Here is a 13234-nt window from a genome sequence, read left to right on the forward strand (position 1 = left end):
TACCATTATTTAATTTGCTTAAAGATTTTACTATTAGCATCATCACATATACAATATAAGGGATAAAAACCACTATAAATACAAATAAAGCAATAATAGATGTCGTAACAAAACTACTATTGATTAAATTTTCTAACTCGTGAGTATTCTTATCAATCTCATCTAAATAAACACCTGTTCCAATCCATAAAGAATTTGTATTAGGTATTAATGCTACATAAGATAATTTTGGTGCTGTAATATCAGTGCCTGGTTTAGGGAAAGGAAAGGTTACAAAACCACCACCAGAATTAGCCTTTTTGCTTAATTCTTGAATAAAAAAAGTCCCATCAGGAGCTTGCATTCCCTTTAAATCTTGTCCTATTAGCTTTTTGCTAACTGGGTGAGCTACTGCTGTGGTATCTTTATAAACGAAAAAATACCCATTACCATTGTCAAATCTAAAATTTTCTATAGCTTGTGCTATATAATCAATTTTCTCTTTTTCACTCTGTAAATCTTTTAAATGAATTGAAAGCGCATTAATCATTGCATCAGTTGATATTTTTAATTTTTCTTCTATATCAACTTGCATAATTCTTGCTACCTCATTTGAATTAGCTTGAATTGTCTTTTGATTATTATTGTAAAATAAATAAAGCATCAAAAATAAAACAAACAATCCTAAAATAATAACAAAACCAAGTTTTGCTTTTATAGTTTTTAACATTACATACTCCTTTTGAAACTTTAAATAAAACATAATTTTAAAATTTAAAAATATAAATAATGTTAAATTTAATTAAGATTTTAGGAATTTCAAAATTGAAATTCCTTCTTTACTTATTTTGCTTTAGATTTGCTAACTTCTTGCATTTTTATATAAGGTCCAAATCTATGTTGCTCTATGCTAAAATCATCATCATAAGGAGCTACATCCATATCAAGTGGTTTTGTCCTTCTATCAGGAAAATCTGCTTCACGATTAGCCTTAATTGGTCTTGGTTTTGAATTAATATAAGCTGCTACATCAAAAGCTTCTTCATCACTTAAAGTAGCATCACCTTTTGGCATATTACCTTTAATATACGAAGCTGCTTTTATTAGTCTATACATTCCAGCACCTGTGTTATAGCTATCATCTCCCCATAAAGCAGGATATACATAATATCCACCTTTTTGCTCGTCATTTAGCATTCCTGCTCCATCTTCGCCGTGACAAGCCGAGCATTTTTCTTCATAAATAACTTTACCTTTTTTAGGATCAGCTGCTCTATTTAATAATTTTACTTGAGTAAGTCCTTGCCCTTCAACATTAGCACCCACTGGCACACCTTGGCTTAAATAGTGCATATAAGTTACAATTGCTTTCATCTCTACTGAATTAATAGGCAATGGCTTACCATTCATAGAGCGTTCCATACAGCCATTTATACGATTTTCAAGAGTAGCGACTACATCGCCTCTAGCTAAGTATTGCGGAAATCTAGCATAAATTCCTACAAAACCTGATTCATAAGGAATAGTCCCGCCATTTGCGTGACAGCTGCTGCAAGATAAATTATTTCCTGCATATCTTTTACTCTCATCTTTTGCCTTTGGACCTATGTAGTATGTGGTTTCATTTAGGATTTTATTGCCTAAAATCACTGCTTCAATATATTTTGAGCCTTTAGGTAATTTTTCTTCATCTAAATACCCATCATCATTCATAGCACTCGGCACTACCCAATTCATTTTAGCTTGTTTAATGCCTGTTTCTGATTTGGTTTTATTCACACTTGGGTCTATCGCAAATGCAAAAGATGATAATAATAAAATCATACTAATTTTAGTTTTCATAACTTCTCCTTAAATTGATTTAAGAAAATGCTAGGATTTTTATGTGAATTTAATGTGAAAAATAAGCATAAAAATCGTAAAAAATTACAAAATTGTTACAAATTTACAAAAAATAAATAAAACTAAGAGAATTTAAAAAGATGAAGTATTAATTTTGATATTCTGTATTAAGTCAATTATAAGTATTATATTATTAAAATAAAAAACTAATATAAAGGAGAGAAAATGAGTAAAAAAATTAATATAATTATGGCTAGTACGTTATATTTTATATCTACAGGTTGCGTTATGCCAGAACTTTTAAATGTAAATAATGTTATAAACCATAACAACAATTCTAATACTAACACAGCTAAAATCATAAGAACATATCCTGATAAAACCATAGTAACTCAAGGAAATATGAATTATGGTAAAAAATGTGCGTTCAAAACAGACCCTAGAAATAATAAAGTTGTAGAAGTAGGCTATGTTATACAAGATGCGTGCTTGCCTGATTGGTGTAAAAAATGGTATGACAATGTAGATTTAGAACCTAAATCTGATTCTGATAAATTTCAAGTTGATACTTGCCATAGTTTTATAATATATAATGCGTCATTAGGATATAAATTGATAGAAGATTAATAAAAGATTAAATAAATTATGCCTTTAACTTTTTAAAGCATAATTTATTAATCAAAAAACTAAAAAATAAAATCTTTAAACCAACAATCAAATTCTTTTACACTTCATCTTTCAATACTTCTTCTCTTACATAAATTGTGCATTCTTCTTTTTCATCTAAGCTTCCGTCCCATTTATAAACAACTAATATTTCTCTTAATAAGGCTATTATTTCTTTTTCATTTAATGTTTTATTATCTCTTATAGAAAGTATTTTATAGACTTTGTCATAAACTACATTATCAATCTCTTGACTAATATCATAATCTAAAATTATCCTTATATGCTCGCCTTTATAATATAAAATCCACAAAGATTTATTAAGTTTTGCATGGTCTAGTTCTGGGTCATCAAAATACATACAATTCATAAACCAGCAGTCTAATTCTTCATCTATTACAATGCGTTCTTCAAAAGGAAATTTATGATGTTGTCTTAAATACCAATCATTAGTATGCTCAATACAAATATCTACAAAAGAATATTTCTTCTCTAATCTATCATCAATAATTGCGTTTTTAAAAGCCATTATTTCTCCTTTTTTTGAAAATAAAATTCATATTTTAATTCTTTAAAATTTTAAGGAATTTAAAATAAGAATTAGCTTTTATAAAAAATATAATATTTTATTTTTTTAAGCCAATTATCTTTAGTTTTTATATCTTTAATTAAACTTAAATTTGCAAATACTAATAAATCCAAATAACGCTGAATAATAGAGAATATAAAAGATAAAATCACAAAAACTAAGAAAAACAAAATTATAAAAATTAAAATATTATCATAAACAAAAGCCCTAGCTATAAAAAATGCAATACTAAAATCTAACAGACCAAAAATAATATTTATCATTTCGCTAATTTTTAATCTTGATATTTTGCCTTTTAAAATATATAAAGCCTTGCAATTAGGACATTGCAAGGTATGAATACCTAAGTCTTTTTTATAAGAAAATGATTTTAGCTTTGAAATATTATAAGAGCAAAACTCGCATTCTTTATAAAACATTTTCATCTTTTTATAAGCTTTATGAAAAAATCTTTTAATTTAATTAATCTAGTTTTTTTAACTTCTAACTTCTCATTATCATCAATTAAAACAAATTTAGAAAATATAAATAAATTTAAATAATGCTCAAGTATTACCACAAAAAGCCCAATACCTAAAAAAGATACAAGCCATACAAAGATTAAAAAAGCAACATTCTTACTCACAAAATCACTGCATAAAAACACACAAAAAAATGGTAGCAAAAACGCAGTCCATCCTAAAATCTCATTCAAAATAGCATAAATCATTACAAAATATACTTTAAGTTTCAATCCATAAGAAGCATTGCAATTAGGACATTTTAAAGTATAAATTCCTAAATCCTTTTTATAGGTATATAATTTTAATTTTGAAATCTTACAAGAGCAAAGCTCACATTCTTTATAAAACATTTTTATCCTTTATATTTTTAAAATGATTTAATTTTTTTTACAAAATATCTTCAAACACTTCATCTATTATATATGCTTTAAATTCTTTATCATTATTTAAGCTTCCATTCCATTTATAAACAGCTAATATTTCTCTTAATAAGGCTATTATTTCTTTTTCACTTAATGTTTTATTATCTTTTATAGAAAGAATTTTATAAACTCTATTATAAACTACATTATCAATCTCTTGACTAATATCATAATCTAAAATTATCCTTATATGTTCGCCTTTATAATATAAAATCCACAAAGATTTATTAAGCTTTGCATGGTCTAGCTCAGGGTCATCAAAATACATACAATTCATAAACCAGCAGTCTAATTCTTCATCTATTACAATATACCAATCATAAGGAAATTTATGATGTTGTCTGCCATACCAACTATTAGTATGTTCTCCGTAGATATAAGAAAGTGAGTATTTTTTATCTAGTCTATCATCAATAATTGCGTTTTTAAAAGCCATAAAATATCCTAGCAATTAGAAATTAGCTTGATGCTAATTCCTAATTAAATTCCAAAATGATTTATTCTTTTATAGCTCTTTTTGTTAGATTAGAATAATGTTCTATTCTTCTATCTCTTAAAAACGGCCACCAGCGTCTTATTTGTTCGCATTTTTTCATATCTATAGCAACTACTACTTCAAGCTCTTCGCTTTCATTGCTTCTAAATAGCTCTTTACCTTGTGCATCATATACAAAACTATTACCCCAAAAATCAATACCATTTTTAGTAGTTTCATTGCTATTTATAAAATGTTTTTTCTCATTTTGAGTAATGCTGCTTTCGCCACTAAGACTTACATCTTCAAAACCAACACGATTTACCCCCACAACAGGCAAACAATTAGCTATTGCGTGTCCTCTTTGAACACCTAGCCACGCATTTAATTGGTCTTGCATAGTTTCACTATCATCGCTAACGCCGTTTTCATAAAGCCAACCAATAGCTGTAGGATATATTAAAATCTGTGCTCCATCTAAAGCCATAAGTCTTGCAGCTTCAGGATACCACTGATCCCAACATACTAAAACCCCTAATTTTCCTACGCTTGTATCAATCGCACGAAAACCTAAATCACCTGGAGTAAAATAAAATTTCTCATAAAAATGCGGATCATCAGGTATGTGCATTTTACGATATTTTCCTGCAATACTTCCATCACTCTCATAAACTATAGCAGTATTGTGATATAAACCTTCTAGGCGTTTTTCATATAAAGATGTAACTAATACGATATTATTATCTTTTGCTACTTCGCTCCAAAAAATCAAATCATTTTCATAATCACTAGCTAGGTCAAAATTATTAGTATTTTGCACTTGGCAAAAATAAGCACTTTGGTGTAATTCTTGTAAAATTACTAATTTTGCACCTTTTTTAGCAACATTTTTAATCTTTGCTTTTGTGATTTCTCTCATATTTTCGCTATATTTTTGTGATACTAAACCAATTTTTAACATATTTTTATCCTTATAAGTTTTCAAGATATTATCAAATTCTAGTTATTTTATATTCTTGATTATTTCCTTTCCTATAGTTCCTACCATTGTTGTATTTGGCGATACATTTTTTAAAATAGTAGCATTCGCACCGATTTTTGCATTTTTACCAATTGTGATATTGCCTAAGATAGTAGCACCTGCTCCAATTATTACTCCATCTTCAATGGTAGGATGTCTTTTACCACTAACTTTACCTGTGCCACCTAAAGTAACCCCGTGATAAATAGTAACATTATCTCCTATAATAGTCGTTTCTCCAATCACAACTCCCATTCCGTGGTCAATAAATAAACCTTTGCCAATTATTGCTCCTGGATGTATTTCTATACCTGTTAAAAATCTTGAAAATTGAGATATAAATCTAGCTATAAAAAATAATTTTTTCTTATACATAAAATGCGCTAAACGATGAAACAACACAGAATGTACACCAGGATATAATAAAAAAACTTCTAATTTATTTCTTGCTGCTGGGTCGTTTTTTAAAATATTTTCTAAATCATATTTTAAATTATCAAACATCAAAAATCCCCATAGAAATATATTTTTCTCCGCCATCAGGAGCTATTGCTAAAATCTTTTTATCATTTGGTAAAGTTTTTGCCAACTCTAAGGCTGCAAATATACTAGCACCAGATGAAATTCCTAATAACAATCCTTCTTTACTAGCTAATAATCTTACCATATTAATTGCATCAGCTTCATCTACACAAACAATATCATCAACCACACTAGCATCATAAATAGCAGGAACAAATCCAGCCCCTATTCCTTGAATTTTATGCGCTCCTGCTGTGTTTTTACTAAGCACTGGAGATTGCTCTGGCTCTACTGCTATTACTTTAATATCTTTAAAATGCTCTTTTAATCTCTTACCAGCACCACTAATAGTCCCGCCTGTGCCTACTCCTGCTACAAAATAATCAAGAGTTTTAAATTCTTTTATGATTTCTTCTGCTGTTTTCGTATAATGCGCTTTTGTATTTGCTGGATTTTCAAATTGTTGTAAGATTATATATCTATTATCACTCTTTGCTAATTCTAAAGCTTTATTAATAGCACCTTTCATACCATCTTTTCCACTCGTAAGAATTAAATCAGCTCCGAAAGTTTTTATTAAATCTCGCCTTTCTTTACTCATAGTATCAGGCATTACTATGCAAGCTTTATAGCCCATTAATCTAGCAATCAACGCTAAAGAAATACCTGTATTTCCACTAGTTGGCTCTAAAATGATTGAATTAGAATTTAATTTTCCTTGTAATTTAGCTTCTTCTATCATAGCTAAAGCAGCTCTATCTTTTACACTACCGCTTAAATTAAATTTCTCAAGTTTTACATAAACTTGAGCCATATTATCATTTGTTAAAGCATTGAGTTTAACTACTGGTGTATTGCCTACTAAATCTAAAATATTTTTCATAATTACCCCTTGTTTTTAAAATAAAAATTTTATTATAAATTAAAAAATTAATTAAAAAGAGTAATTATGAAAATAAAATTATTCTTCAAATATATTCATACAAGAACAATGTAATGAGCCATTTTGCCTTACGAAGACTAAGGCATTTACTAAAATAATTTTATGATTAGGTAAAGCTTTTTGTAATTTTTGTCTTACTAATTCATCGTTTTTATCATCATAACAAGGCACTATTAAAGCGTCATTTACAAACACAAAATTAGCATAAGTGCAGCCTAATCTTTTGCCATTATAATGTTTTGGGCTAGGAATTGGTAGTGAGATTAGATTATATTTAGTTTTTTTAAGCTCATCTTCTAAGGCTTTTAAGCTAGCGTAATTTTCATCATTTTCATCTTCGCAAGAACTATAAGCGATAGTATTTTCATCAATAAATCTAGCTAAAGTATCCACATGAGAATCCGTATCATCACCTATAATGACACCATTTTCAAGCCATAAAACTTCTTGAACTTTTAAATATTTTTTAAGTGTATTTTCTATTTCTTCTTTGCTTTGTTGATTTCTATTATCGTTTAATAAACATTCAGTAGTTGTCAATAATACCTTGCCATTAGTATCAATGCTACCACCTTCTAAAATAAAATCAATTTTATTTAGGTCTTTTTTAAGATAATTTTTAAACAAATTTTCATTAAAAGCATTGTCTAAATTAGAACTAAATTTATTCCCCCAAGCATTAAAAACAAAATCCAAATTATTATCAATTGGACCAAAATCTCTAATCCAAGTATCATTAGTATTAAAACAATAAAACTCTATATTATTTAACTTTTTAAACTCATCAAGATTTGCACTTTCGTGATGAACTAAAAGCACCTTACAATGATTTGTAATAGCTTTTGCAAATTCTAAATAAGAATTTAAAATCTCATTTAAATAAGGCGACCAATCACTATCTTTATGAGGTAATGCTAATAATATATATTCACATTTTTGCCATTCTGCTCTCATTAACAAAACACCTTTATATAAGCATAAGCTGCAACCACTAACCATACGCATAAAATTGCTGCCATAATAAATGGCTTAAGACCAGCTTTGCTTAACATATCCTTTCTAATATTTACTCCAAGTGCCACCATTGCTAAGCTTAATAAAAATGTATCAAAAATAGCAATATTAGGCTTTATAACATTTAAAGCATATTCTGTATTTAAAATAGGCAAACTTGATATGCCACAAGCTAGTAAAAATCCTAAAGCAAACCAAGGAATTTGATTTAAGAAATTGCCTTTTTTTTCTTCTTTTTTAAATCCAAAACTAAGCATTAATAAAAATGGAACAAGCATTAAAACTCTTACCATTTTTATAACTATACTTGAATTTGCCCCATCAACTCCTATACTAGAACCCGCTCCTACAACATGTGCAACTTCGTGTAAAGTCCCGCCTACTAAAAAGCCAAATAATCTACCATCTAAATCAAATAGATTTTGAACCAATGGATAAACAAACATTCCAATACAACCATACACAACTACGGTGCAAACTGCTATACCAACTCTTGCCGAACCACCTTTTAGCACACTCTCACTAGCTAAAACAGCAGCAGCTCCACAAATACTAGAACCACTAGCAATTAATGCTGATTGTAAAAAGTCTATTTTTAATAATTTTCCTATTAATAAGCCAATAAAAAATGTAGAAAAAACTATAAAAAAAGCAAGTCCAACTCCACTTAAGCCAATGCTTTCAATATCACTTAAAGAAATTCTAAAACCATAAAGAATAATCCCTAGTCTTAAAATCTGCTTAGTGCATACTCCTAAAGCACCTGTTTTTTTTAATAAGCTTACATTATGATGTGCGAAATTTCCAATAACAGCTCCCAAAATTACGGCAATTATTAAAGCTGATATTCCAAAGTTCTTAAAAAAGCTTAATTCACCAATAGCATAAGAACAAAATGCTAAAACTACTAATACTACATAACTTTCTATTTTTTTACTTTTATAAATTTTATTTACCCCCAAAGCTACTTGCTCTGGGGATTTGTTGTGTTTTTTACTCACTCTTTTTCCATTCTACTTACTGCATTTATACCAATTAAGCTAAAACCTGTTTTTATACATAAAGCAACTTGAGCAAATATTTTTAAATATTGCTCTTCATTTTCATGTCCAATAACTCTAGTTTCATTATAAATTTTATGAAATGAACTTGCGATTTGTTTTAAATAATCGCATAATTTAGAAAGAGTTCTGCTATTAAAAGCGTCTTCTAAAACATCATTTAAAGCTAAAGCATCAAATAATAAATTAAGTGCATTTTCATCTTTAAAATTACTTAAACTAACATTAATTACATCATTAAAGTTTTTATTAGCTTTTGCAAATATTTGATGAATTCTTGCATGTGCGTAGTTTATATAAAAAATAGGATTTGAATTATCTTGCTTTTTAAACTCATCTACATCAAACTCAAGCGGGCTATCACAACGCTTGCTTATAAAAATATATCTTAAAGCATCTACTCCAATATCATCTAAAACATCGCTAAATAAAATGACATTACCTTTTCTTTTACTCATTTTATAAGGTTGTCCGTTTTTTAGCAAATTAACCATTTGAGCTAGGATTACTTCAAGATTATTAGCATCATGCCCTAAAGCACTCATAGCAGCTTTTACACGAGCAATGTAGCCGTGATGATCAGCTCCCCATATATTAATAACTTTATCATATCCCCTACTTAATTTATCATCGTGATAAACAATATCAGCTGCTAAGTAAGTCCCCCTACCATCTTCACGCACTATAACTCTATCTAAGTCATCTCCATATTTTGTAGATGCTAAATATAATTTATCATCTTTTAAATATGTTGCTTCGGCTTTTTTTAATTTTTCTAAAGTTTCTTCAAGCTTTGGATAATAAGCAGTTTCGCTTACATAATTATCAATCTTAATTCTAGCATTTGCTAAAGTTTGCTTGATTTCTTTTAAGACTTCATCTTTAGCTAAACTTGCTATTTTGGTTTTGTTATTTATAAAATCATCTTTAAATTTATCATAAAAAATCCTAGCAAGTTCTTGCATATACTCGCCACCATAAAAGCTTTCAGGATATTCAACATTTTCTTTTAAAACAAAATCTCTTATAGCTAAAATAACGCTTTCGCCTAATAAATCTATTTGATTACCTGCATCATTTACATAATATTCTGTATCAAATGTATAGCCTAAATGTTTTGCAATTTTATTTAAACTATCTCCATAAATAGCACCCCTTGCGTGCCCTATGTGAAGCGGTCCTGTAGGATTTGCACTTACATATTCAAGCAAGATTTTATAATTTTTTTTAGGACTTTTTGCAAAATCTTCTGGGTTATTTAAAGCATTTTTACATAATTTATCTAAAAAATCATTTGATAATTTGAAATTGACATAAGCATTCACTGCTTCAACACTGCTAAAAATCTCACAATTTTTCAATTTTTCTGCAAAATCTGCTGCAATTTTATTTGGGGCTAATTTAAGCTCTTTTGCAAAGCTAAAGCAAGGCATTGCAAAATGAGCTAAATTTCTATCTTTTGGACTTTCTAAACTAAATTCGCATTCTAATACTTTTGATAAATACTCTTTAATACTTTCCTTTAGCATTAGGCTTTTTGCTCGCTTTTTACTTCATTAGCTTCAGTTTTTTTAGTATTATCAGCTAATTCATCAATTTCATTCACAGGCTTTGCAGTAGTATCATCTGCCATTTCTTTTTTAAATGTTTTAATACCTTTTCCTAAGCCTTTTGCAAGTTCTGGTAATTTTTTACCACCAAATAATAAAATGATTACTAATAAAACAATAATCCAGTGCCATCCACTACCTATTCCCATATTATTCTCCTTTTTTCCATTCTGAAATAAATTTTTTAATGTCTTTATTTAACACTTTTAAGTTTGCTGCTTGGTAAAGTAATTTAAGCTCTTTATAAGCTTTTTCCAAATCATCATTTATAATAAAAAAATCATATCTTCCAATAGCTTGAACTTCAGCAGTTGCATTATGAAGTCTTTTAGCAATTACATCAGGATTTTCTGTGCCACGAGAAACAAGGCGTTCTTTTAATACTTTTTCATTCTCAGGACTTATAAAAACTGATAAAAAATCTTTACCTAATTTATCTTTTACTATTCTAAAGCCTTGAACATCTATATCTAAAATAACATTTTTACCATTTTCTAAAGCGTCATAAATTGGTTTTAATGGCGTTCCATAATAATTCCCATGAACATTAGCATACTCTAAAAATTCATCATTTTTAATTCCTAATTCAAATTCTTCGTGGGTCAAATAATAATAATTTACACCCTCTTTTTCTCCTGCTCTAGGAGCTCTAGTGGTTGCTGATATTGAAAAATAAAAATCATTATAATCTTGTGCTAAACGCTCTAATAGTGTGCTTTTGCCCGCACCACTTGGGCCTGATATTAATAAAATTCCTGCCATAATTAATCTTTAAAACTTATATTAATTGATATATTTATATCTTTTATACGATTTTTCGTGCCTTTTGTGCTATTGATAATAGCTTGATTTACTGCTTTTGTAACATTTTCGCTAACTTCACTAATGTCATCATCAACATTTGCTTCTATGCTATTAGTAAAATCATTATTTTTTTCTTTTATATCTTCATTATTGTCTAATAATTCTACAACTTCCTCCCCTAACGCTTTTTTAATTTCAATTTCATTTAAATCATCAAAATCACTCACTTTTTCATCTCCTACAATTTCTTGAATATCTTCAATATCATCTTTAATATCATCAAAAGCAGCTAAAGAACCTAATTCATTATCTTGAATATCTTCTAAATGATTATTAACATTCAAATCTTCTTTCACATCTTCAAATTCTTCTTCTAAACCACTATCAATAAAATCATCTTTCATATCTTCAGCTACATCTAAATCACCCGTAACAACATCAAAATCATTTGTTATTTCTGTATTTAAATCATCTTCTAAATCTTTAAAATTATCATCTTCATAACTATCGTTTATATTTTCTTCTAAATCATTTGAACTTGTAAAATCAATATCATCTTGCAATAAATCTTGATAATCTCTACTTAATTCTTCAAAACTTTCAGGTAATGAAAATTCATCAATATTATTCAAATCATCTAAATTTAAATCATTATTTAAATTCTCTTCTAAATCATCTATATCTTTCGTAGTTTTTAAATCTTCTTCTAAAACAATAGCATTACTTAATTCATCTAAATTCTCAATATCACTTAAAGTATCCAAATCTTGCGATAATTCATCATTATTTAAATTCTCATCTTCGTTAAAATCAGATAATTTCGTATCTAATTCATCATCTAAAGAATTTAAATCATCAAGAGTATTTAAATTCTCATCTAACTCATCATTAGTATCATCTAAATCTTGTGCTAACTCATCATCTAAAGAAGTTAAATCATTAGAACTATCAAAATCTTGTGATAATTCATCATTATTTAAATTCCCATCTTCATTAAAATCAGATAATTTCGTATCTAATCCATCATCTAAGGAATTTAAATCATCAAGAGTATTTAAATTCTCATCTAATTCATTATTAATATCATCTAAACCTTGAGATGCTTCATCATTATTTAAATTATCAAGTTCTTCAATATTATCCAATTCTTCACTAAATTTATTATCAACATCATCTAAATTCTCTAAATCTTGCAGTAATTCATCATCTAAAGAAGTTAAATCATTAGAACTATCTAAATCTTGCAATAATTCATCATTATTTAAATTATCAAGTTCTTCAATATTATCTATATTAAAATCATCTATAGAATTTAATTCATCAGTATTATCTAAATCAAGCTTAGTTTCCAAACCTAAACTATTACCAAAATCATTCAAGTCTAAACTATCTAAATCAGTGATATTATCTATTTTAAATTCTTCCAAATCAATATCATCACTTAATAAATCAATATTATCTAAATCGCTAGTATTAAAATCTTCTTTTAATTCGTCTTTAAAACTATTTATCAAATCTATAAAATCAGTAGGTAAAAATGGTTTATGAATAACTATTGCATCATTACTTGTTTCATTTTTTGCTAATATAAGAATTAGTTTTTTAGACATTTGTTGACATAATTTAATATCAACTTCACACTCATTATCAGCTATAATAATATCACAAGGTTCAAGCTCTTCTAAATTATTTATTTCTTTATAAGTAATATTTAATTTCTGCAAACTAAGGCTTATTAATCTTGAAATTGCTGGATTTTTATTAATTAATATTGCATTCATTA

Annotated in this window: 16 protein-coding genes; 1 reads left to right on the top strand and 15 read right to left on the bottom strand. The window is 27.7% G+C overall.

Going from position 1 to position 13234, the window contains the following annotated elements:
• Positions 1 to 709 (bottom strand): cache domain-containing protein (locus AVBRAN12640_RS03630; protein ID WP_336608413.1); only part of this gene is annotated, 709 nt, incomplete at its 3' end.
• A 113-nt stretch (positions 710 to 822) separates the two neighbouring features.
• Positions 823 to 1821, bottom strand: coding sequence for a c-type cytochrome (locus AVBRAN12640_RS03635; protein WP_214150613.1), 999 nt, complete (start codon positions 1819 to 1821; stop codon positions 823 to 825).
• 225 nt (positions 1822 to 2046) lie between these two features.
• On the opposite strand from AVBRAN12640_RS03635, the gene AVBRAN12640_RS03640 reads away from it, so the two are divergent.
• Positions 2047 to 2448, top strand: coding sequence for a hypothetical protein (locus tag AVBRAN12640_RS03640; protein ID WP_336608414.1), 402 nt, complete (start codon positions 2047 to 2049; stop codon positions 2446 to 2448).
• Between the two features lie 97 nt (positions 2449 to 2545).
• Here AVBRAN12640_RS03640 and AVBRAN12640_RS03645 read toward each other — a convergent pair whose 3' ends face one another.
• The 13 genes from AVBRAN12640_RS03645 to AVBRAN12640_RS03705 all read right to left on the bottom strand — a co-directional run bounded on the left by AVBRAN12640_RS03645 (position 2546) and on the right by AVBRAN12640_RS03705 (position 13232).
• Entirely contained in the window at positions 2546 to 3016 is a 471-nt protein-coding gene (locus AVBRAN12640_RS03645; RefSeq protein ID WP_336608415.1) for a hypothetical protein, read from the bottom strand.
• 71 nt (positions 3017 to 3087) lie between these two features.
• A complete protein-coding gene (locus tag AVBRAN12640_RS03650; protein WP_336608416.1) occupies positions 3088 to 3495 on the bottom strand; it encodes a hypothetical protein in 408 nt (135 codons plus the stop codon).
• Positions 3496 to 3497: 2 nt separating this feature from the next.
• On the bottom strand, positions 3498 to 3929 hold the full coding sequence (locus AVBRAN12640_RS03655) for a hypothetical protein (RefSeq protein WP_214150257.1): 432 nt from the start codon (positions 3927 to 3929) through the stop codon (positions 3498 to 3500).
• A 37-nt stretch (positions 3930 to 3966) separates the two neighbouring features.
• Positions 3967 to 4437, bottom strand: a complete 471-nt coding sequence (locus AVBRAN12640_RS03660) for a hypothetical protein (protein WP_336608417.1) — start codon at positions 4435 to 4437, stop codon at positions 3967 to 3969.
• Between the two features lie 61 nt (positions 4438 to 4498).
• Positions 4499 to 5437 (bottom strand): carbon-nitrogen hydrolase, encoded by a 939-nt coding sequence (locus tag AVBRAN12640_RS03665; protein ID WP_214142768.1) that lies wholly within the window; start codon positions 5435 to 5437, stop codon positions 4499 to 4501.
• Between the two features lie 42 nt (positions 5438 to 5479).
• The gene (gene epsC / locus AVBRAN12640_RS03670) at positions 5480 to 6001 is read right to left on the bottom strand and encodes a serine O-acetyltransferase EpsC (RefSeq protein WP_214115729.1); all 522 of its coding nucleotides are present in this window, start codon (positions 5999 to 6001) and stop codon (positions 5480 to 5482) included.
• On the bottom strand, positions 5994 to 6902 hold the full coding sequence (gene cysK / locus AVBRAN12640_RS03675; RefSeq protein ID WP_336608418.1) for a cysteine synthase A: 909 nt from the start codon (positions 6900 to 6902) through the stop codon (positions 5994 to 5996). Before cysK ends, epsC begins: the two co-directional genes overlap by 8 nt.
• A gap of 78 nt (positions 6903 to 6980) precedes the next feature.
• The gene (locus AVBRAN12640_RS03680; RefSeq protein ID WP_214120147.1) at positions 6981 to 7916 is read right to left on the bottom strand and encodes an agmatine deiminase family protein; all 936 of its coding nucleotides are present in this window, start codon (positions 7914 to 7916) and stop codon (positions 6981 to 6983) included.
• Entirely contained in the window at positions 7916 to 8977 is a 1062-nt protein-coding gene (locus tag AVBRAN12640_RS03685; protein WP_239803498.1) for a YeiH family protein, read from the bottom strand. Before AVBRAN12640_RS03685 ends, AVBRAN12640_RS03680 begins: the two co-directional genes overlap by 1 nt.
• Positions 8974 to 10566, bottom strand: coding sequence for an arginine--tRNA ligase (argS, locus tag AVBRAN12640_RS03690; RefSeq protein WP_267524420.1), 1593 nt, complete (start codon positions 10564 to 10566; stop codon positions 8974 to 8976). The genes AVBRAN12640_RS03685 and argS overlap by 4 nt, the downstream gene beginning before the upstream one ends.
• The gene (tatA, locus tag AVBRAN12640_RS03695) at positions 10566 to 10796 is read right to left on the bottom strand and encodes a twin-arginine translocase TatA/TatE family subunit (protein ID WP_214115733.1); all 231 of its coding nucleotides are present in this window, start codon (positions 10794 to 10796) and stop codon (positions 10566 to 10568) included. The genes argS and tatA overlap by 1 nt, the downstream gene beginning before the upstream one ends.
• 1 nt (position 10797) lies before the next feature.
• Entirely contained in the window at positions 10798 to 11409 is a 612-nt protein-coding gene (gene gmk, locus AVBRAN12640_RS03700; RefSeq protein ID WP_214115734.1) for a guanylate kinase, read from the bottom strand.
• A gap of 2 nt (positions 11410 to 11411) precedes the next feature.
• On the bottom strand, positions 11412 to 13232 hold the full coding sequence (locus AVBRAN12640_RS03705; protein WP_336608419.1) for a hypothetical protein: 1821 nt from the start codon (positions 13230 to 13232) through the stop codon (positions 11412 to 11414).
• Positions 13233 to 13234: the final 2 nt, after the last annotated feature.

This window comes from Campylobacter sp. RM12640 (assembly GCF_020137595.1).
Lineage (GTDB): Bacteria > Campylobacterota > Campylobacteria > Campylobacterales > Campylobacteraceae > Campylobacter_E.